Annotated in this window: 18 protein-coding genes and 1 pseudogene; 15 read left to right on the forward strand and 4 right to left on the reverse strand. The window is 71.8% G+C overall.

Annotated features, from left to right (window positions below; all coding sequences use genetic code 11):
* Positions 1-7 precede the first annotated feature (7 nt).
* On the forward strand, positions 8-391 hold the full coding sequence (locus tag AC07A6_RS03320) for a nuclear transport factor 2 family protein (RefSeq protein ID WP_362464671.1): 384 nt from the start codon (positions 8-10) through the stop codon (positions 389-391).
* Positions 392-445: 54 nt separating this feature from the next.
* Here the strand turns inward: AC07A6_RS03320 and AC07A6_RS03325 are convergent, their stop codons facing one another.
* The gene (locus AC07A6_RS03325) at positions 446-1234 is read right to left on the reverse strand and encodes a DeoR/GlpR family DNA-binding transcription regulator (RefSeq protein WP_478775878.1); all 789 of its coding nucleotides are present in this window, start codon (positions 1232-1234) and stop codon (positions 446-448) included.
* A gap of 177 nt (positions 1235-1411) precedes the next feature.
* Between AC07A6_RS03325 and AC07A6_RS03330 the strand changes: the two genes are divergently transcribed.
* From AC07A6_RS03330 to AC07A6_RS03365, 8 genes and pseudogenes are all read left to right on the forward strand, one after another.
* The gene (locus tag AC07A6_RS03330) at positions 1412-2314 is read left to right on the forward strand and encodes an SIS domain-containing protein (RefSeq protein WP_478775879.1); all 903 of its coding nucleotides are present in this window, start codon (positions 1412-1414) and stop codon (positions 2312-2314) included.
* Positions 2311-3153 (forward strand): class II fructose-bisphosphate aldolase, encoded by an 843-nt coding sequence (locus AC07A6_RS03335; RefSeq protein ID WP_362464662.1) that lies wholly within the window; start codon positions 2311-2313, stop codon positions 3151-3153. Before AC07A6_RS03330 ends, AC07A6_RS03335 begins: the two co-directional genes overlap by 4 nt.
* 119 nt (positions 3154-3272) lie before the next feature.
* Complete coding sequence (locus AC07A6_RS03340; RefSeq protein ID WP_478775880.1) at positions 3273-4445, forward strand: LLM class flavin-dependent oxidoreductase; 1173 nt, start codon at positions 3273-3275, stop codon at positions 4443-4445.
* A complete protein-coding gene (locus AC07A6_RS03345; RefSeq protein ID WP_478775881.1) occupies positions 4442-5512 on the forward strand; it encodes a zinc-binding dehydrogenase in 1071 nt (356 codons plus the stop codon). Before AC07A6_RS03340 ends, AC07A6_RS03345 begins: the two co-directional genes overlap by 4 nt.
* A 394-nt stretch (positions 5513-5906) precedes the next feature.
* A complete protein-coding gene (locus AC07A6_RS03350; protein WP_478775882.1) occupies positions 5907-6986 on the forward strand; it encodes a hypothetical protein in 1080 nt (359 codons plus the stop codon).
* A 167-nt stretch (positions 6987-7153) separates the two neighbouring features.
* Positions 7154-8878, forward strand: coding sequence for an Ig-like domain-containing protein (locus tag AC07A6_RS03355; RefSeq protein WP_478775883.1), 1725 nt, complete (start codon positions 7154-7156; stop codon positions 8876-8878).
* Between the two features lie 129 nt (positions 8879-9007).
* Positions 9008-10198: an acyl-CoA dehydrogenase family protein gene (locus AC07A6_RS03360; protein WP_478775884.1), complete on the forward strand. Its 1191-nt coding sequence runs from the start codon at positions 9008-9010 to the stop codon at positions 10196-10198.
* Positions 10199-10701: 503 nt separating this feature from the next.
* Positions 10702-12214 (forward strand): annotated as a pseudogene (locus AC07A6_RS03365) (DUF6119 family protein).
* Positions 12215-12302: 88 nt separating this feature from the next.
* On the opposite strand, the gene AC07A6_RS03370 reads toward AC07A6_RS03365, so the two are convergent.
* From AC07A6_RS03370 to AC07A6_RS03380, 3 genes are all read right to left on the reverse strand, one after another.
* Positions 12303-12956, reverse strand: coding sequence for a CBS domain-containing protein (locus AC07A6_RS03370; protein ID WP_478775885.1), 654 nt, complete (start codon positions 12954-12956; stop codon positions 12303-12305).
* Between the two features lie 10 nt (positions 12957-12966).
* Positions 12967-13437 carry a cyclic nucleotide-binding domain-containing protein gene (locus tag AC07A6_RS03375; RefSeq protein WP_478775886.1) on the reverse strand — a complete coding sequence of 157 codons (471 nt, stop codon included), beginning with the start codon at positions 13435-13437 and terminating at the stop codon, positions 12967-12969.
* A gap of 95 nt (positions 13438-13532) precedes the next feature.
* Positions 13533-14954, reverse strand: a complete 1422-nt coding sequence (locus AC07A6_RS03380) for an MBL fold metallo-hydrolase RNA specificity domain-containing protein (RefSeq protein WP_478775887.1) — start codon at positions 14952-14954, stop codon at positions 13533-13535.
* A 174-nt stretch (positions 14955-15128) separates the two neighbouring features.
* Between AC07A6_RS03380 and AC07A6_RS03385 the strand changes: the two genes are divergently transcribed.
* From AC07A6_RS03385 to AC07A6_RS03410, 6 genes are all read left to right on the forward strand, one after another.
* Positions 15129-16205 (forward strand): zinc-dependent alcohol dehydrogenase family protein, encoded by a 1077-nt coding sequence (locus tag AC07A6_RS03385; RefSeq protein WP_405982141.1) that lies wholly within the window; start codon positions 15129-15131, stop codon positions 16203-16205.
* Positions 16206-16219: 14 nt separating this feature from the next.
* Positions 16220-16894: a helix-turn-helix domain-containing protein gene (locus AC07A6_RS03390; RefSeq protein ID WP_478776012.1), complete on the forward strand. Its 675-nt coding sequence runs from the start codon at positions 16220-16222 to the stop codon at positions 16892-16894.
* Positions 16894-17652, forward strand: coding sequence for an HAD family hydrolase (locus tag AC07A6_RS03395; protein WP_478775888.1), 759 nt, complete (start codon positions 16894-16896; stop codon positions 17650-17652). Before AC07A6_RS03390 ends, AC07A6_RS03395 begins: the two co-directional genes overlap by 1 nt.
* Positions 17643-20048, forward strand: a complete 2406-nt coding sequence (locus AC07A6_RS03400) for a glycoside hydrolase family 65 protein (protein WP_478775889.1) — start codon at positions 17643-17645, stop codon at positions 20046-20048. Before AC07A6_RS03395 ends, AC07A6_RS03400 begins: the two co-directional genes overlap by 10 nt.
* Before the next feature lie 85 nt (positions 20049-20133).
* Positions 20134-20583, forward strand: a complete 450-nt coding sequence (locus AC07A6_RS03405) for a universal stress protein (protein ID WP_478775890.1) — start codon at positions 20134-20136, stop codon at positions 20581-20583.
* Between the two features lie 61 nt (positions 20584-20644).
* Positions 20645-21010 (forward strand): iron chaperone, encoded by a 366-nt coding sequence (locus AC07A6_RS03410; protein ID WP_478775891.1) that lies wholly within the window; start codon positions 20645-20647, stop codon positions 21008-21010.
* Positions 21011-21094 lie beyond the last annotated feature (84 nt).

Below are 21094 nucleotides of genomic sequence, written 5' to 3' on the forward strand. Positions count from 1 at the left end.
TGGGGGCATGACGACGACGAAGACCGCGCGAGAGCTTGCCGAGACCTACTTCACCGCCTGGGAGGCGGGCGACTTCGAGACCCTGCGGGGGCTGCTGGCCGATGATGTCGACTTCGTCGGGACGCTGGGCAAGGCGTCGGGGGCGGACGAGGCGCTGGCCGGACTGAGGCGGATGGGCCGGGTGCTGGAGCGGATCGACGTGAAGGCCCGGGTGGCGGAGGGTGCCGAGGTGATCACCTGGTTCGAGCTGTGCAGCAGCATCGCGCCGCCGGCCCCCACGGCGAACTGGATGCACGTGGAGGACGGGAGGATCGCCCGGATCCGGGTTACCTTCGACCCGCGCGAACAGCTGGCGGGGTTCGCGAAGACGGAGGGCCAGGCGAAGGGTTAGCCGAAGGGCCAGGCGAAAGCCAGGCGAAGGGCTGGGCGCCCCTCCCGAGCCGGGTCAGACGCGTACGACCTCCACGCCCGCGTCCCGGAAGGGCCGGGCGGCGGCGTCCGTCAGGGCGGTGTCCGTCACCAGGACGTCCACGGCGGAGGTGGCGCAGATGCGGGCGAAGGCGCGGACGCCCAGCTTCGTGGAGTCCGCCGCGACGACGAGGCGGCGGGCCCGCTCGCACAGCAGGGCGTTGACGGCGGCCTCGTCCTCGTGCCGGGTCGCCGCGCCGTCGGCGGGGTCGAAGGCGTCCACGCCGAGCACGGCGGTGTCCATCGAAAGCCGGCTCAGCGTCTGCTGCGCCAGCGGGCCGGTCAGTTCGTACGACTGGGGGCGGGCCACTCCGCCCGTCAGGACGATCTTGAACTGCGGCCGGATCACCAACTCGCCCGCGATGTTGAGGGCGTTGGTGACCACCGTGAGCGCGGGCGAGCCGCCCGCCGGCGCGCAGAGGTCGGGGCGGGCCGCGAGGGCGCGGGCGACCTCCGTCGTGGTGGTGCCGCCCGTCAGGCCGACCACCTCGCCCGGCGCGATGAGCGCCGCGACCGCCTCGCTGATCCGGCGCTTCTCGGCGGCCCGGCGGGAGGTGCGGTAGCGCAGGGGGAGTTCGTACGAGACCCCGTGCGGCACCGCCCCGCCGCGCGTGCGGACCAGCAGCTGCTGCTCGGCGAGCTGGTCGAGGTCGCGGCGGATGGTCGCCGCGGACACGCCGAGCGCCTCGGCGGCGGCCTCCACCTCCAGTCCGTCCCGCTCCACCAGCAGGTCCAGCAGTCTCCGCCAGCGTTCCTCGCGGGTCATGGCGCCCCTCCCTGTCGTCCCCCGGCATACCGCCGGGCCCCGCCGTCGAGATTAACCCAGCGGATCACCCCGTAGATGCTTGAAGTTGCGCGAAACGGCCCGCTACCTTGCAGGAACACGCAGGGAAGTCCGGTCGGTTCGCAGCCGACGTACGCATCACACGCGCAAGGAGCCCGCATGAGTCACGTCGCGTACGAGTTGGCCACCCAGCCCGACAGCTGGGAACGGGCCGCCGAACTGGCCCCGGCCCACCGGGCGGTGCTGCCGGGGGCCGGCGAGCGTACCGCGGTCATCGGCTGCGGGACCTCGTACTACATGGCACAGGCCGCCGCCGCCCTGCGCGAGGAGGCCGGGCACGGGGAGACCGACGCCTTCCCCGCCTCCGAGTTCCCCCGCCACCGCCGCTACGACAGGGTCGTCGCCCTCACCCGGTCCGGGACCACCACCGAGGTGCTGGACCTGCTGGCCGGACTGCGCGAGGCCGGGATCCCGACCACCGCCGTCATCGGGGACCCGGACACCCCGGTCGCGACCCTCGCGGACGACCTCGTCGTACTGGACTTCGCCGACGAGCGGTCCGTCGTCCAGACCCGCTTCGCCACCACCGCCCTCACCCTGCTGCGGGCCCACCTAGGCGGGCACACCCCGGGCGTGGTCGCCGACGCCCGCACCGCCCTCGACCTGCCGCTGCCGAACGGGCTGGAGGCCCGAGGCCAGTTCACCTTCCTCGGGCGGGGCTGGAGCGTCGGCCTGGCCCACGAGGCCGCCCTGAAGATGCGCGAGGCCTCCCTGTCGTGGGCCGAGGCCTACCCCGCGATGGAGTACCGCCACGGCCCCGTCAGCGTCACCGGGCCCGGCTCCGTCACCTGGTCGCTGGGCGGCACCCCCGACGGCATCGCCGAGCAGGTCCTGCGCACCGGCGCCGAATGGGTGGACGGGGAACTCGACCCGCTCGCCGAGCTGGTCCGGGTGCAGCGCCTCGCCGTCGCCGTCGCCGCGCACCGGGGACTGGACCCCGACGCCCCCCGCAACCTCACCCGCTCGGTGATCCTCACCGCGGGCGAGGGGGCGGTCCGATGAGCCTCGCCCCCGCCGGGACCCTCGTCGCAGAGGCGGCCGCGGCCGGCGGCGCCGTCGCCGCCTTCAACATCATCACCCTGGAGCACGCCGAGGCCGTCGTCGAGGGCGCCGAACGGGCCGGCCTGCCCGTCATCCTGCAACTCAGCGAGAACGCCGTGAAATTCCGCCGCGGAGCCCTGCTGCCCATCGCCCGGGCCGCCGCCGCCTGCGCGGAGGCCGCCCGGGTGCCCGTCGGGCTCCACCTCGACCACGTCAAGAGCCCCGACCTGCTGCGGCAGGCAGCCGACGCCGGCTTCGGATCGGTGATGTACGACGCCGCCCACCTGCCCTACGCCGAGAACCTGGAGTCCACCCGGTCCGCCGCCGACTGGGCCCACGCCAACGGCCTGTGGATCGAGGCGGAACTGGGCGAGGTCGGCGGCAAGAACGGGGCCGCGCCCCTCGATCCGCACGCACCGGGCGCCCGCACCGACCCGGACGAGGCGCGGCGGTTCGTCGCCGACTCCGGGGTCGACGCCCTGGCCGTGGCCGTCGGCAGCAGCCACGCCATGACCACCCGGACCGCCTCCCTCGACCACGCCCTGCTGGCCCGCCTCGCCAAGACCCTGGACGTACCGCTGGTCCTGCACGGCTCCTCCGGACTGCCCGACCGGGAACTCGCGGCGGCAGTGGCCGGCGGCATCCGCAAGGTCAACATCGGCACCGCCCTCAACCTGGCCATGACCGACGCCATCCGCACCCACCTCACCCCGGCCGACCCCCGCCCCTACCTCACCGCCGCCCGCACGGCGATGGCGGCGACGGCCGAGGCGATGATCGGAGTCCTGGCCCGGCCCTGACACCCGGGCCCCACCCGGAAATCCCACTGAGCGGGAGGACTGCACCGCTTCCGTTGCGGGGGCGGCGCGCGCGGTGTTGGGTCGGACGGCCGTCCGCGCCGTCCGAAGGGGCACCGCACATGCCGCAGCCGTACCTGCCCTCCCGCTTCGGGGTGTTCCTCGCCCCCTACCACCGGCCCGACCGCGACCCCGCCCTCCAGCTGCGCCGCGACCTCGACCTCGTCGTCGAGCTGGACCGGCTCGGTTACGAGGAGGTGTGGGCGGGGGAGCACCACTCCGCCGGGTACGAGATCATCGCCTCGCCGGAGCTGTTCCTGGCGGCCGCCGCCGAACGCACCTCCCGGATCAGGCTCGGCACCGGCGTCAACTCCCTTCCGTACCACCAGCCCCTGATCCTCGCCGACCGCATCTGCCAGCTGGACCAGCAGTCGCGCGGCCGCGCCATGCTCGGGGTCGGCCCGGGACAGCTGCCCTCCGACGCCCACATGACGGGCGTCGACCCGCTGGAGTCCCGCGCCATGACGGCCGACTCCCTGGACGCCGTCACCCGGCTGCTGCGCGGCGAGACCGTCACCGCCGCCACCGACTGGTTCACCCTGCGCGAGGCCCGGCTCCAGCTCGGGCCCTACCGGGGCCGGGAGCTGGAGGTGGCCGTCGCCTCCGCCGTCTCCCCGACCGGCGCCCTCCTCGCCGGGCGGCACGGCGCCGGGATGCTATCCCTGGCCGCCGCCGACCCCGCCGGGTTCGCCACCCTCGACACCAACTGGGCCGCGCACGAACGGGCCTGCGCCGAGAGCGGCCGCACCGCCGACCGGGCGGGCTGGCGCCTGGTCACCCCCGTCCACCTCGCCGAGACCCGGGAAGAGGCCCTGCGCCAGGCCGAGTTCGGCACCCCGGACCTGGTCGCGTACATCGAGGCGCTCGGCGGCGCCCGGCTCGACGGCTGCGCCACCCCCGCCGGCGCCGTGCGCCGCTGGACCGAGGAGGGGCTGCCCACCTTCGGCCGCGCCGTCATCGGCACCGCCGACGACGCCGTCGAACGCATCCGGCAACTCGCCGCGAAGACCGGCGGGTTCGGCACCTTCCTGATCCTCCAGCCGGACATCGCCGAGCCCGCCGCCGCCCTGCGCAGCCTGGAACTCTTCGCCGAACGGGTCGTCCCCCGCCTCACCGGCACCACCGACGCGCGCACGGCCAGCCTCGACTGGGCCGCCCGCAACAGCGCCGGCTTCACCGCGGCACTGCGGCAGGCCACCGCGCAGGCCATCGCCTGCAAGGGAGAGGTCCGTTGAGGGCGGCGGTGTGGGCGGACGGCCGTTTCGCCGTGGCCGAGCACCCCGACCCGGTGCCCGGACCGGGACAGGCCCTGGTCGAGACCGCGGCCTGCGGCATCTGCGGCTCCGACCTCAGCGCCGTCGCGCACACCGCCGACTTCCTGCGCGCCTCCCGCGACAGCGGCACCACCAGCTTCCTCTTCGACCCGGCCCGCCCGCTGGTGATGGGCCACGAGTTCGCCGGCCGGGTCCTCGGCTACGGCCCCGGCGCGAGCGGGCCCGAACCCGGCACCGGAGTGGTCGGCCTGCCCTGGGCCGTCGACCCCGCCGGCGTGGTGCGCACCGTCGGCTACAGCAACGCCTTCCCCGGCGGATTCGGCGAGCGGATCGTCGTACAGGCGCAGGCCCTGCTGCCCGTCCCGGAGTCGCTGGACCTGGCCCTGGCGGCCCTGACCGAGCCGCTGGCCGTCGGCTTCGGCAACATCGCCCGCAGCGCGGCCGGCCCGGGCACCCCCGCCGTGGTCGCCGGCTGCGGGCCCGTCGGCCTCGGCGCGGTCGCCGCCCTGCTGGAACGCGGAGCCGGCCCGGTCGTCGCCTCCGACCCCTCGGCGCTGCGCCGCGCCGCCGCCGCCCGGCTCGGAGCGCACGCGGTGGTGGACCCCGCCGGGGGAGAGGACCCCGTACGGCGCTGCGCCGAACTGGCCGGGCCCCGCCCGCGCCCCATGGTGGTGGTCAACTGCGTGGGCGTGCCCGGCATGCTGGACCGGCTGCTGCACACCGTGCCGCGCGGAACGGAGATCCTGCAGATCGGCGGGGTGATGACCGAGGACGTGATCCGGCCGGTGGTCGGCATCTACAAGGACGTCACCATCCGCATGTGCCTGACCTACCCGCCGCGGGAGTTCGGCGCCACCCTGGCCCGGCTGGCCGACGGCCGCCTCGACCCGGGCGCCCTCGTCACCGGCGAGGCCGGGTTCGGCGCCCTGGAGGCGGCCTTCGCCTCCCTGCGGCGGCCCGAGGAACACATCAAGGTCCTGATCCGGCCGGGCCTGGACGGTGCGCAGGTGCGGGGGAGCGGCCGCTGAACGGCGCCCCCGCCCCACCCTCCTGAGCTACTTGCGAGTACCGCATTTGCCAGGAGAAGGCAGCGTTCCCCGCTTACATGCTGGCTTATCTGACTGCTACATTCCGCAGGTGCCATCTGCGTACCGGACGGCCGGGCGGCCCATGACCTGGGTCGCACCGGCCGTCACGTACGCGGCGCCGCGCTCTCCCCGCAAGGCCAGTCCGTCCGCTGATCCAGCGAGCAGCCCGCTGCGGCACCGGTCCACGCCGCTCCGGCGCCGTGCCGACCACGACCCGACCAGAGCGGAACCCTTCCCGACGCGACAGCGCCGGCCCCGGAGCCCCCTCCGGTGCCCCGGCGCGCCCGCGTGCGGTTCCGCCTGCCCGCATCCACCTCCGAACAGGGAGAACTCGATGGACCGCTTCCTCCTGCGGCGCCCCTTCGCCGGAAGGGCCCTGATCCTGGGCGCCCTCCTGGCCCTCGCCGTACCGGGAACCGCCCACGCCAACACCGTCGGTGTGACGGTGAAGACCCCCGGGGCCACCTCCGGCCCCGGCTCCGCCTTCTCCGAGATCTCGACCAACGCCCAGTGCAGCAGCGGCCTCATCTCCGGCGGCGGCATCAACCAGGCCATCGGCACCGGCACCTCGTCGAACGGCAACAAGATCAACGGCACCTCGCCCAGCCCCGACGGCAGCACCGAGTACACCGGCTCCACCGGGGTCGTCGGCACCGACGTCGCGTACTGGCTCGGCATCGGCGGCAGCGGCGGCGCAGTCAATGCCTCCTTCTCCAGCACCCCGTACGCGATGTGCTTCACCAGCAACCTGATCAACCACACCCAGGTGGTGATGAACAAGGTCGCCGGACCCACCACCGCCTCGACGGTCGGCCTCGTCACCGCGACCTGTCCCTCGGGCACCCGGCTCCTCGGCGGAGGGGCGCGCATCACCCCGGCCTCCGTCGGCAGCCTCAAGCCGATCGCCAGCTTCCCCACCTTCAACGACTCCGCCCACGCCTACGGCCAGAAGGCCGCGGCCGACGGCGAGACCAACCCCGACTCCTGGAGCGCCGTGGGCTGGAACGGCGGCGGCGGCGACAGCGGCAACACCACCTACGCGTACGCCATCTGCAGCGGCAACAACATCGACATCAGCGGGACGACCGTGAAGGTCCGCTTCTCCGAGGTCAGCGGCCCCACCGCCGGCACCACCGGGGCCACCGTGACCGTGGGCTGCGGCCAGAACGACGGCAAGCTCGTCAGCGGCGGAGCCGCGATCAGCGGGGGCAGCGTCACCACCACGAACTTCACCGGTCCCGGCTCCCCGGGCGACCACCTCAACGGCAGCTACCCCAGCGACTCCGGCGGCAGCCCGGTCTCGGACGGGACCACGACCGCCGTGTACTGGTCGGCCTTCACCCACACCGGGGCCCCCAGCTCCCCGAACACCTACTCCGACGTCTGGGCGCTCTGCGCCGACGACGGAGTCTGAGCCGCCCGTAGCACGGTCGCGGGGGGGGGGGGGGGGGGGGGGGGGGGGGGGGGCTGCCCCCCCCCCCCCCCCCCCCCCCCCCCCCCCCCCCCCCCCCCCCCCCCCCCCCCCGGCCCGCACGCGCACGCCCCACCCCGCACCAACCGTCGTTTGGAACCCCCTTGAACATGCACCGATCGAAGATCCTGAAGGCGGCCGGCGCGGCCGGCCTCGTGGCCGCCGCGATGACGCCCCTTCCCGCGACGGCCGACCCGGCCACCGTCAACCCCTGCGGCACGGGCGGCGTCTTCACCGCCTCCACCCCCACCTGCACCTACACCGACGTCGGCACGGACACCTTCACCGTCCCGGCCGGGGTGACCGCGGTGACGGTCGATCTCTTCGGCGCCGAGGGCGGCAGCGCGGCCGGCTTCGTCCTCCCCAGCCCCCCGAACGACGGCGCGCCCGGCGGTCTGGGCGGCGAGACCCGCGCGGACCTGGCCGTCACGCCGGGCCAGACCCTCCAGCTCACCGTCGGCGGAGCCGGCAGCCCGGGAACCTCCCGCAAGGGCGAGTACGCCCGGCCCGGCGGCCGCGGCCACGGCTCCGGAGGTGGCGGCGCCCACGGCGGCGGCGGTTCCGGCGGCGGCGCCAGCGACCTGCGTACGGGCGCCTTCGGCGGGACCGACCGGGTCCTCGTCGCAGGCGGCGGCGGTGGCGCGGGCAACGGCGGACCGCTGCTGCGCGGCGGCCACGGCGGTGGCCCCGAAGCCGATGCCGGGGGCCAGGGCGCCGGACCGGAGGGGTCGGGCCTCGCGGGCGGCGGCGGCACCCAGTCCGCCCACGGCGCGGGCGGCCCCCGCAACAACACCGTCGGAGCCCCCGGCGGCGCGGGCAGCGACATCGACCAGTACGGCAGCCGGCCCAACCCCGGAAGCGGCGGTTCCGGTGGCAACGGCGGTGCCGGCGGCTCCGGCGGCGGTGGCGGTGGCGGCGGGTACTTCGCCGGCGGCGGCGGTTCCGGTGGCGGCCGTCCCGCGCCCGGCGCCCCCGCCAACCTTCCCGCGGCCGGCGGCGGCGGTGGCAGCAGCCACGCGGCCCCGACGGCCACCGGCGTCTCCCTCCTCAAGGGCGTCAACCGGGGCAACGGCAAGGCCGTGGTGTCGTTCCGGTACGGCACCACCGTCACCGTCACCGCCGACACCACCACCCCGCTGTTCGGGCAGGCCGTGACCCTGACCGCCGCGGTCGCCCCGGCCGGCCCCGACGCCGGCACCCCGACCGGCGAGGTCACCTTCTTCGACGGGGCCCTCCCGCTGGCCACCGTTCCGCTCCGGGACGGCCGCGCCACCACCCGCACCGGCGTCCTCCAGCCCACCACGGGCCACCCCGTCACCGCGCGCTACAGCGGTGACACCGCCTTCACCCCGGGCGCGACGGCCGAACCCGCCGGCATCACCGTCGCCTTCACCGAACCCTGCCTGACCGGGCCGCACACCGGCCCGCTGACCGTGGCCCCCGGCGAGGCCCGGTGCATCGCCGCGGGCGGCAGCCAGGCCGGCCCGGTCACCGTCCGGCCCGGCGGGGCGCTGGCCGTCACGGACGCCACCGTCACCGGCCCGTTCTCCGCGGACGGCGCGCTCGCCCTCACCGTCTGCCGCTCCTCCCTCACCGGCCCGTTCGCCGTCGAGCGGAGCACCGGCCCGGTCCTCCTCGGCTCCGGCCGCGCCGAGGCGTCCTGCTCCGGCAACACGGCCCAGGGCCCGGTGACGCTGGGCGCCAACACCGGCGGCGTCGAAGCGTCCGCCAACACGGTCAACGGCCCGCTGCGCTGCGAGGGGAACAGCCCCGACCCCCTGGTGTCCGGCACCGCCGGCACCGGCCCCCGCACCGGACAGTGCCGCAAGAGCTGACCCGAAGGGCACCGCAAGGGCCGGGAGTTCCGCACGGAACTCCCGGCCCTTCCCAATTCCTGTAACGGGTTCTACTCTGACCGCCGCCACCACAGCGACCGGCAGTGCCGCCAGACCTCCGGAGGGGCCGTGCACCTCGAATACACGCCTGAGCAGCAGCAGTTGCGCGCCGAACTGCGGGCCTACTTCGCCGAGCTCGTGCCCGAGGACGTCTACGCCCGCTACGAGGACCCCGCCGCGCAGAAGCGCTTCTACCGGGAGACCATCCGCCGCCTCGGCGCGGACGGCTGGCTCGGCGTGGGCTGGCCGAAGGAGTACGGCGGCCGCGGCATGTCGGCCATGGACCAGTTCATCTTCTTCGACGAGGCCGCGCAGGCCGTCGTCCCGCTGCCGCTGATGGCGCTGAACACGGTCGGCCCGACCATCATGCAGTTCGGCACCGACGAGCAGAAGGCGTACTTCCTCCCCAGGATCCTCTCCGGGGAGATCGACTTCGCCATCGGCTACAGCGAGCCCGACGCCGGCACCGACCTGGCCGCCCTCAAGTGCAAGGCCGTCCGCGAGGGCGACGAGGAGACCGGTACCTACGTGGTCAACGGCCAGAAGATCTGGACCACCAACGGCGACACCGCCGACTGGGTCTGGCTCGCCGTCCGCACCGACCCCGAGGCCCCCGCCCACAAGGGCATCACCATGCTCCTGGTCCCCACCTCCGACCCCGGCTACAGCTGCACCCTGATCAACACCCTCGCCTCGCACGACACCACCGCCAGCTACTACGAGGACATCCGCGTCCCCGCGAGCCGCCGCGTGGGCCAGGAGAACAAGGGCTGGCGCCTGATCACCAACCAGCTCAACCACGAGCGCGTCACCCTCGCGGCCCACGGCACCATGGCCATCCGCGCCCTGCACGACGTGCAGCGCTGGGCCGCCGCGACGAAGCTCGCCGACGGGCGCCGCGTGATCGACCTGTCCTGGGTCCGCGGCCGCCTCGCCCGCACCCACGCCCGCCTCGACGCGATGAAGCTGCTCAACTGGCGGATGGTGAACGCCGTCCAGTCGGGCACCCTCACCCCGCAGGACGCCTCCGCCGTCAAGGTGTACGGCTCGGAGGCGCGCAGGGACGCGTACGCCTGGCTGATGGAGGTGGCCGGCGCGGCCGGCCCCCTCAAGGACGGCTCGGCGGGCGCGGTCCTGCACGGCGAGCTGGAGCGCGGCTACCGCAGCGCCGTGATCTTCACCTTCGGCGGCGGCAACAACGAGATCCAGCGCGAGATCATCTCCTGGATCGGCCTGGGCATGCCGAGGGTCCGCCGCTGACGGCCTGTGACTCACAACGATAGTCGGCACATAACGACCGTTGTTGTCACCGGACGTGCGTGCGAACCTCTCGTCGAGCCGGATAGCTGGCGTGCGTTCGGTGCCGGGCGCGCGTCAGAACGGTCGCCGGCCGGGGAAGGGGTCCGTGCGGGTGGTGCCCGGCGTCGGACAGGGGGTGTTGGATCTGGGGCGGCAGCTTGGGCGGACCTGCTGCCTCCACCGGCGCCCTTGTGTATCTGGCATCCGAGCGAAACTCACGTGGTCAGTTCAGTAGCGGGGACACCTCCTGTCTGCTTTCTTGGTAGGTCCTGCGTTGCAAGTGCGTGGAGGTCACCTTGGGCAATACCCGCAGACCCCGACCCGCCACCCGTAAGTCCACGCTCCACCGGTTGAAGACCGAAGGTCATCCCGTGGAGCTGAGCGGGTTCGTGCGTGACAGGTACCTTGGCGGCGCCGACTATGAGGTCCGGAACTTCACCCGTGAAGGCATCGAGGGATTGCTGATGACGGGAGGAGTCCCTCGCGAGCGCGCGGACTGGTGCGACACCGTCGAGTCCATCACCGGACTCGACGTCAACGAACGGAATCGCGCTGCAGCCGGCCTGGTCATCATGCGTACGGCTCGTGGGGTCTATGCCTTGAGCTACGGAGTGGGGCACCACATGCTGGACCCCTACTACCGCGACGACGAGTTCGGGCTGGAATTCGCAACCCGCTGCCTCGACGACGCCGGAGTCATCAAGGTCCGCAACCAGATCATGGACGGCCGGGGCAGGGTCGACGAGTACTCGGTCTCGCGCGGCGAACGCATCGACGATTTCGGCTTGGATCGCTTTGGCGCCGTCGTCCGCCGCATATGCGGCACCGTGAGTGGGCTGGCGCTGACCTCGCTGGAATCGGGCCGGATACGTCGCGTGCGCGTCGAATGCTCCCAGGCCACCATCAAACTCCCCCTTGCCACCAGCCTAGAGGATTTCCTCAGCGACCTGCGGACGATCGAGGACGTCTGTGCAAGGCCCGATCCACTACCCCAACTGAAGTTCGTCAGCAGGGTGCATACCCTCAACAACGGCAGCCGCAAGGCTGTCGAAGCCCAGAAGATCCTCGAGGGCCTCCTCGCGGACCCGGACAGTCCCCGCCTGACCACCGGAGTTCCCGACGCTTGTCAGGAAAGCCACAGCTCGGCCCAGGCATTCCGCATCCGACGCGGAGCCCAAGTGATCGAGGCGAGCGAGCTCGAATTGAGGCACCTGCTTGCCTTCGTGAAGGACAAGCCGCAAGGCGAACGCCTCAAGGCACTCGCTGACGTCCGGGTGACCATGTTCAGCGACGACGACTGCCAAACCCCTGCAGGTGTCGCCACCAATGGCAAGGAATGGCTGATAGCCGACATACAGGCCAACCCCGACCGGCTATTTTACGGCAACGGTAAATGGTTCGAGGTGGGGGCAGGTTTCATCGAAACCCTCGAAGAGGAGCTCACCAGCCTCTTCGCGGCACCGCGAACCGTCACGTTGCCCTGCTGGACGAGGGGACCGCTCAACTCAGACGGTCAAGATTCCCACGATGAAGATTGGTTCAACCATCGGGCAGCAGAACGGGACGGATACCTCCTCTTCGACAAGAAGAATGTCCGCACCGGAAAATTCAAGGGTGGAGGGTTGGAGATCTGCGACGTCTTGGGCCCTGACAGTCAGCTGATCTGCGTCAAGAAGGCAACCTCGAGTACAGCTCCCCTCAACCACCTCTTCCCAAGGCGTGGTCGCCGTGGAGACCTTGCGGAGCGATGCGGAGGTGCGAGCCAAGTTCCTCAAACAGGTCGCCGCCCACAACCCGAACCACCGCCTCATCCAGGACTTCGGCACGCTCCGCGTGGTCTTCGGCATCCTGCTGAAGGACGGCGAGGACATTGCCGTCGACTCGCTCTTCGCCTTCGCTCAGGTCTCGCTGCTACAAGCGGTGCGGAGGCTGCGTGCCATGAATGCGGACGTCGAGGTCATCGCCATCCGGCGCTGACCTCGCAGGTTGCTGATGGCGTCGCTGCGCTCCTCGTTGGTACGGGCTCTGCGCTGCATCGCCCCGGCACGGCGCCGCGGGTCGGACTTCACGCTTCGGCCGGTGCATCCAGTCGGCAGTGGACGCCGACGACGCCTTCGACGGAGTGGGTGAGGCGCTCGGCCAGTGGGATCAGGTTGCCATCGCGGACCGCGCCGGTCAGGGTGGCAATTCCTTGGGCCACGGTGACCTTGACGGCTTCCTGGGAGAGCGGGAAAAGGCGCTCGACGACGGTGCGGCGGATCTCGGTGGCGAGTTCTTCGTCGCTGCGGAGGAAGACCTTGAGGAGGTCTGCGCGGCTGACGATGCCCTTGAGGGTGCCGTCGGCGTCGACGACCGGGAGGCGCTTGATGTGCCGGTCGGCCATGAGGCGGGCGGCCTGAGGCAGGGTGGCGTCGGGGCGGATCGTGACAGCCGGGGTGGTCATCATGCTTTCGGCGTGGGTGGATCCGGCCTTGGCGGTGTCGCCGAGGCGGCGCATCTGTTCGATCAGGCCCGGGCGGTGCTCGTGGAACTCCTCCTTGGGCAGGAGGTCTGCTTCGGAGACCACGCCGACGACGTGGCCTTCGCCCTCGATGACGGGTAGGGCGGTCACCTTCCACCGTTCCATCGCGGTGGCGATGTCCTTGAAGCCGGTCGAGGGGGTGACGGCGATGACCTTGGTGGTCATGACGTCGGCGACGGTGTACGGGGTGGAGGTCATGACGGGGTCCTCAGCGTGCGTAGGCGAGCGGGGTGCCGCTGCCGTGAGGGGCGAACCGGTCAAGGAGCCGGGTGCGGGCGGAGTCGAGCCGGTCGGCGATGACCGCGGCAACTGCGGTGGAGACGGACCGACCGACGGCTGAGTCCTCGTTGCACAGCTCCCGTACCGCGGCGGCGTCGAACTCGAGGGCGATGACCTCGCGGGTAGCAGTGGCGCCGAGGTGCCAGCTGTAGGGGCGGAACATCCAAGACCAGCCGAGGAGCTCGCCGTACCCGAGGGTGTCGACGACCACGTTCTTGTGGCCGGGCACGTGGGTGTCGAGGTCGACGGTGCCGCTCTGGATGATCCAGAACTTCTCGGCCCGCTGGTGCTCCTTGAAGATGCGGGTGCCGGCCGGGAGGGTCACCTGGTGGGAGTGGGCGAGCAAGGCTTCGCGGGCTTCCGGTGCCATCGCTTCGAGGATGCTGTGCATGGTGCTCATGGAGTGCCTCCAACCCTTCGCATCCACCCTGCTCGGTGGGACACCGTGGCAGGGAGGGCCGCGCGGTGCACACCGCCGGGGCCGTCCGGCCCCGGTCAGCGGACCAGGACGGCCTCTCCGGACTTGGGTACGACGGCCGTCCAGCCCAGCTCGTCGTCGATCCGGTCGCGCAGGGTCTCGGAGGCACTCTCCTCACCGTGGACGAGGTAGGTGGTGTGCGGGGCCGGGGCGCCTCGCAGCCAGTCGATGGTCTGGCCGGCGTCGGCGTGGGCGGAGAAGTGCGGGACGTCGGCGACCTCGGCGCGTACGGGGACGTACTCGCCGAACATCTTGAGCGTGCGTGCGCCGTCCACGAGGTCGCGCGAGCGGGTGCCGGCGGCTGCGAAGCCGACGATGACCACGGCGTTGCGGGGGTCCGGCAGGATCCGGTGGAGGTGGTGCAGGACCCGGCCGCCGGTGGCCATGCCGGCGGAGGAGACGATGACCGCCGGCCCGGTGGAATTGTTGATGTCGATCGACTCCTGGACGGTCCGCGCGGCCTGGAAGGGCTCCGGGCTGATCGCCGCCTCGCCCTGGGCGAGGATCTCGGGGCGCAGCTCGGGCGAGCGGGCCCGTACGGCGTCGCGGTAGACGTCCAGCGCGGCCAGGGCCATGGGGCTGTCGACGTAGACGGGTACGTGGCGGGGCAGGGTGCCGTCGCTGCGCAGGGTGGCGAGTTCGTGCAGGACGACCTCGGTGCGGTCGATCGCGAAGGCCGGGATGACCACGGTCCCGCCGCGGGACAGCGCGCGGGTGATCACCGAGGCGAATTCCCGGCGGGCGCTCTCGTGGTCGTGGCGGCGGTTGCCGTACGTCGACTCCATCAGCAGGACGTCGGCGCCGGAGAACGGCTCGGGCGGCAGGAGGAGTGGGTGGCCTGGGCGGCCGAGGTCACCGCTGACGGCCAGGGTGTGGCCGTCTTCCAAGGTCAGGTGCGCCCAGGCGGAGCCGAGGATGTGCCCGCCGTGGTGCAGCATCAGCTTCGTGCCGGCCATGATCTCGATCTCGCTGCCCACCGATACCGGGTCGAAGTACTTGATCGTGTGGTCGACGTCGTCATCGTCGTAGAGCGGCTTGGCGGGCCGGTGCTTGGACCAGCCGTGCTGGTTTGCGTGTTCGGCGGCCTCCATCTGCAGCTTCGCGCTGTCGCGGAGGACGATCTCGGCGAGCCGGGCGGTGGTGGCGCTGGTCAGGATCGGGCCGCGGAATCCGTGCCGGACCAGTCGCGGCAGGTACCCGCAGTGGTCCAGGTGGGCGTGGGTGACGACGACGGCGTGGATGTCCGAGGCATCGCAGGGGAGCTTGTCCCAGTTGCGGCGCCGTAGGTCCGCGACACCCTGGAAGAGTCCGCAGTCGACGAGGATCCGGGCGTGGTCGCTCTCGACCAGGAACTTGCTGCCGGTGACCGTCCGCACTCCGCCGAGGAACCTCAGCAGGGCCGGGCGGGCAGACGCGGGGGACGGAGCTGACTGGGACATGGCAGCAGCCCTCCTTTCGGAACGGATGCCGGTCTCCACCGTCGCACCGGAACGTCCTGCCCGCTGGGGACCGACCGGTCCCGGGTAGGGGCCGACCGGCCCAAGCGGGACGGAGGTATGCGGGCACAGCCTGACGGTGACTCCCTCCCGCACACACAGAGAGTAGGCCGCGCCATGAAGGCACTCGTCTTCCACGGGCCCGGACAGACCTCCTGGCAGGACGTCCCGGACCCCTCCATCAAGGACGCAGCCGATGCGATCGTCCGGGTCGACGCCGTCACCATCTGCGGCACCGACCTGCACATCATCAAGGGCGATGTCCCCGAAGTGACGCCGGGCCGCATCCTGGGCCACGAGGCCGTCGGGACCGTCGTCGAGACCGGCGGCGACGTACGCAGCGTCCGCCCCGGCGACCGCGTCCTGATCTCCTGCATCTCCGCCTGCGGCCGCTGCCGCTTCTGCCGCGAGGGCCACTACGGACAGTGCCGCGGAGGCGGCGGCTGGGTCCTGGGCCACACCATCGACGGTACCCAGGCCGAATACGTACGCGTCCCCTTCGCCGACCTCTCCGTCCACCCGCTGCCCAGCGCCCTGGCCAGCCACGACGCCGTACTGCTCGCCGACATCTTCCCCACCTCCTACGAGGTCGGCGTGCTCAACGGCAACGTGCGCCCGGGCGACACCGTCGTCGTGGTCGGCGCCGGCCCCATCGGCCTGGCCGCCATCGCCACCGCGCAGCTCTACAGCCCCGGGCGGATCATCGCCGTCGACCTCGCCGCCTCACGGCTCGCCGCCGCCCGCGACCTCGGCGCCGATGCCACCGCGAGCGCCGACGAGGAGCCCGAGCGGCTGGTGGAGGACCTGACCGACGGGCTCGGCGCGGACACGGTCATCGAGGCCGTCGGCGTGCCCGAGGCGTTCGAGATGTGCACCCGCATGGTCCGCCCCGGCGGCCGAGTCGCCAACATCGGCGTCCACGGGAAGCCCGCCGTCCTCCACCTCGAAGACCTGTGGATCAAGGACGTCACCATCACCACCGGCCTCGTCGACACCCACTCCACCCCCATGCTGCTGCGCATGATGGCCGCCGGCCGCCTCCCCGGAGCCGCGATGGTCACCCACCGCTTCGAGCTGGACCAGATGGAAGAGGCGTACGACGTCTTCTCCCGCGCCGGCGAAACCGGCGCCCTCAAGGTGGTGCTCGGCGGACCCCAGCACGACACGGTCGCCGTACCGCCCCAGGAGCAGTGAGCGCCGTGAAGAGCATGCCGAGCACCCATCCCCAGCAGTCCGGCGAGATGACCGGACGCACCGACCTGGGCCGCCGCCTGGCGGCCCGCCGTGAGGCCCTCGGCCTGAGCCGCGACGAACTGGGCCGACGGTGCGGCACCGACGGAACGTACGTCGCCTACCTGGAGGAACACGCCGCCAGTCCTGCCATCGGCACCCTCGTACGAGTGGCCGACGCCCTCGGCCTCACCGTCGACGACCTGACAGGCGCCAGCGCCCACCGCGTCGCCGGCCGAGCCACCGCCAGGCGCGACAGCACGCTCGTCGCGCTGGACGAGACCGAATGCCGGCGGCTGCTGAACACGCACGGCGTGGGCCGCATCGCCATCTTCACCCCCGAAGGCCCGGCCGTCCTCCCCGTCAACTACCTCGTCGCCGGATCCGACATCGCCTTCCGTACCTCCGCGGAAGCCGTCACCGCCAGGGCGGCCGGCACAGAGGCCGCCTTCGAGATCGACAACATCGACGACGTGACCGCCAGTGGTTGGAGCGTGCTGGCCGTGGGCGAACTGGCCGCCGTCACGGACCCGCACGAAATCCACCACCTCAATACCACGGCCCGGTCCCATCCCTGGGCCGGTGGCCCGCGCGACCACTGGATGAAGCTCACCCCCGTCCGGATCACCGGCCGTCGTGTGGTGCACGACTGATGAACGACCTACACGCGGTCGTCTTCGACACCGACGGAGTGCTCCTCGCCACGGCGGACCGCCACGCGGCCGCCTGGAAGGAGACCTTCGACGGCTGCCTCCTCGAGTGGCAGCCCTCGCACGCCGGTGCGCGACCGCGCCCGTTCGGCGCCATCCGTGAGTACCGGGACCTGGTCGACGGCAAGGCTCGCCTCGACGGCGTACGCGCCTTCCTCGCTGCCCGCCACATCGACCTCCCGCCGGGAACGCCCGAGGACACGCCCGGGTGCGCCAGCGTCCACGCGGTCGCCGCCCGCAAGGAGGAGGTCTTCTCCGCCATGCTGCGGACTGACGGCGTCCGTACCTTCGAGGACGTCCGGCCCGCGCTCGAGGAACTGCGAAGGAAGGCGATCCGGTGCGCAGCGGTCTCGGCCTCCCGGCACGCCCGCTCCCTCCTGGAATCCGCAGACCTCGTCGGCTACTTCGAGGCCCTGGTGGACGGCCAGGATGCGGCCGCACTCGCCCTTCCGGGCAAACCTGACCCTGCCCTCTTTCTCGAAGCTGCCAGCTGTCTCGGCGTGCCTCCCGCACACACCGCTGTGGTGGAGGACGCGCTCGCCGGCGTCGAGGCGGGACGCCGGGGCGGATTCCGTTTTGTGGTGGGGCTCAACCGCGAGGACGACCCACACATGAGGGACGCCCTGGCTGCGCATGGCGCCGATCTCGTCCTCCCCGACCTCGGCCGGCTGCCCGACGCACTCGAAGGCGAATGCCCGTGACCACAGCCTGGCGCTGGGAGTACCACCGCTACGACCCCAAAACCGAGCGGCTGGTCGAATCCCTGTGCACCCTGGGCAACGGCCGCTTCGCCACCCGCGGTTCAGCCCCCGAGAGCGTCGCCGACGACATCCACTACCCGGGCACCTACCTCGCCGGCTGCTACAACCGGCTCACCTCCACCATCGGCGGACGAGCCGTCTCCAACGAGGACATGGTCCGGCTGCCGGACTGGACCGCTCTGCGGTACCGCTGCCTGCCTGAGGGGGCACCGCCCGGCGACTGGCTCACGCCCGACCATCCGGCCCTGCGCCACAGCCACGTATCGCTGGACTTGCGCGCCGGTACGCTCACCCGCCACATGCTCTTCCACGACGCAGACGGCCGCCGCCTGGGCGTCACCCACACGCGTCTCGTCCACATGGGCGACCCGAACCTGGCGGCACAGAACACGGTCTTCAGGGCGTACGGCTGGAGCGGCAGCATCGAGATCGAGTCCGTACTCGACGGCGACGTCACGAACGCGGGCGTCGACCGCTACCGCGCCCTGGACGGGCGGCACCTCGTCGAGCACCGGGCCGGAGTGGAGGCCGAGGGCACCGCCTGGCTGTCCTGCACCACCACCACATCCCGGGTGCGGATCGGGCTCGCGGTCCGGACTTCGGCACGCCCTCTGGCGCCGGTAGGCGGGGCATGTACAGCCAGCACCGCCACACAGACTTTCGTCCTGCCGATCAGGCGGGCCGCTCCGGTCGTCGTCGTGAAGACCGCCGCCCTGTGCACCTCACTTGACCGACCCTCCGCGGATCCCCTGCGGCGGAGCATCGACTGCGCCACACACGCCCCGGACTTCCACTCCCTGCTGGCCTCCCACCGCGCATCCTGGCAACGCCTGTGGACCGAAGGAGAGCTGAAGGTACCCGGCGAGACCGGTAAGGTACTGCGGCTGCACGCCTTTCACGTGCTGCAGACCCTCTCGCCGCACACCGCCGAGCTCGACGCCGGCGTCCCTGCCCGCGGCCTTCACGGCGAGGCGTATCGGGGACACGTCTTCTGGGACGAGCTGTTCGTCCTGCCCTACCTCGCCCTCCACCTCCCCGAGACCGCTCGCGGCCTGCTGATGTACCGGCACCGACGGCTCCCTGCAGCCCTGGAGGCGGCCCGGCGGGTCGGGGCGAAGGGTGCCATGTTTCCCTGGCAGAGCGGTAGTTCCGGTGCCGAGGAGACGCAGCGGCTGCACCTCAATCCACGCTCGGGTCGCTGGCTGCCGGACCACTCCCACCTCCAGCGGCACGTGGGGTCGGCGATCGCGTGGAACGTGTGGCGGTACGGGCAGGCCACCGGCGATGCCGGATTCATGCAAGGCCCCGGAGCCGAACTCCTCCTGCACGTAGCCCACTTCTGGGCCGACGCGGCGACCTGGGACAAGAGCCTCGGCCGCTACAGGATTCGCGGCGTCGCCGGCCCGGACGAGTACCACGACGCCTACCCGGACGCCGCGGCTCCCGGCATCGACGACAACGCCTACACCAACGTCACCGCCGCGTGGGTACTGGCCCGCGCCATTGACCTGTACGGGGAACTCCCTGTCGCCCGACGCGCCGAGCTCCTCACACACGTCGGCATCGGCCCCGACGGCCTCAGCGCCTGGGAGGACATCTCGCGCCGCCTGTACGTGCCGTTCCATCGCGACGTGATCAGCCAGTTCCACGGATACGGGGACCTCGCCGAGCTCGACTGGGACGGCTACCGCGCCCGCTACCACGACATCCGCCGCCTGGACCGCATTCTGGAAGCCGAAGGCGACACCCCCAACCGCTACCAGGCGTCCAAGCAGGCCGACACCCTCATGCTCGGCTACCTCTTCCGTCCCACAGAACTCGAAGAGCTGTTCCTTCGGCTCGGATACCGCCTCGACGGCGACCTCTGGCGCAGGACGGTGGACTACTACCTGCACCGCACCTGCCACGGTTCCACGCTCAGCAGCCTCGTCCACGGCTGGGTCCTCGCCCGGGAACAAGGCCCGGACGCCTGGCGGTACTGCCAGGAAGCCCTGCTCAGTGACATCACCGACGTCCAGGGCGGCACCACCGGCGAAGGAATCCACCTCGGCGCCATGGGTGGGACCCTCGACCTCGTCGAGCGGGGCATCGTCGGACTCGAACCCCACCGCGACGGCCTGCACATCGACCCCGTGCCCCTCTCGGAAGTGCCCGGGTCCTCGTTCTCGATCTCCTACCTGGGGCACCGCGGCATCCGCATCCGATTCCGCCCCGGCCGGCTCGGTATCAAGGTCTCCGCGTCGCTCCTGGGGCCGGTGCCCTTGGTTCTGCCCGGTGACCGGCGCGAACGCATCGCCGCAGGTCAGGAGCGTTGGTTCAGGCTCCCCAAGGGGTAGATCGGCACCCACCACGTGCCCGCGTGGCGGTGCGTTCGCGATGCGCACACTGTGGATGTATCAGCCGTTTGGAAGGGTGAACGGAATGGACAGGCAGCATGAGGCTCCGCGGATCGTGGTGGGCGTCGACGGATCGCCCTCGTCCCAGGCCGCGCTGCGCTGGGCGGTCCGGTACGCAGACCTGGTGAGCGGGCGAGTGGAGGCGGTCGCAGCGTGGGACCTGCCCGGTGCCGCATCATGGTCGGCGCCAGCGGTGGACACCACGTTCGACGAGGAGGAAGCCGAGCGCCGGCTGGTCGAGGAGGTCCGCACGGTTCTCGGCGAGGACGGCGCCTCCTCCGTGCACCAGCGCCTCGTACGCGGCAATCCGGTCGACGTCCTGGTCGATGCGGCACAGGGTGCGGACATGCTCGTCGTGGGCAGCCGCGGACGCGGCGGCTTCAGCCGAGCTCTGCTCGGTTCGGTGAGTCATCAGACGGCGCTGCACGCGCCATGTCCGATCACCATCGTCCGGGCGGACGTGCCTGTTGAGTAGGCCCACCCAGGACGTGCTTGAGATGTTGATAGGTGCTTTGAATCCGGCATAACCTCACGGAATGGTGCAGAGCAAGGCAAGTGACGTTGACGGCTACCTGGCCGAGGTTCCTGAGGAACGCAGGGTGGCGCTGACCGAGGTGCGGCAGCTGTGCCGTGACGAGCTGGTCGGCTTCGACGAGGTCATGGCCTACGGGATGCCCGCATACGAGCGCGACGGCGTCTGTGAGATCGCGTTTGCCAGCCAGAAGCAGTACATCTCCTTCTACCTCATGCGCAGTGACGTCCGCGAAGCGTTCGAGGAACGGCTGGCCGAGCAGGACATGGGCAAGGGCTGCCTGCGGTTCCGCAGGTCGGAGAGCATCGATTTTGCCCTGTTGCGTGACCTCCTCAAGGCCACCGCTGGCCGACCTGGCAAGATCTGCTGACCCTTCCACGTCCTCGCAGTGGCCGTCGACGTCGTGGCACAGATGGACGACGTGTTCGTGTTGATGGTCCTGAGCAGGGCGAAT

It is taken from the genome of Streptomyces sp. NPDC044002, assembly GCF_056434525.1.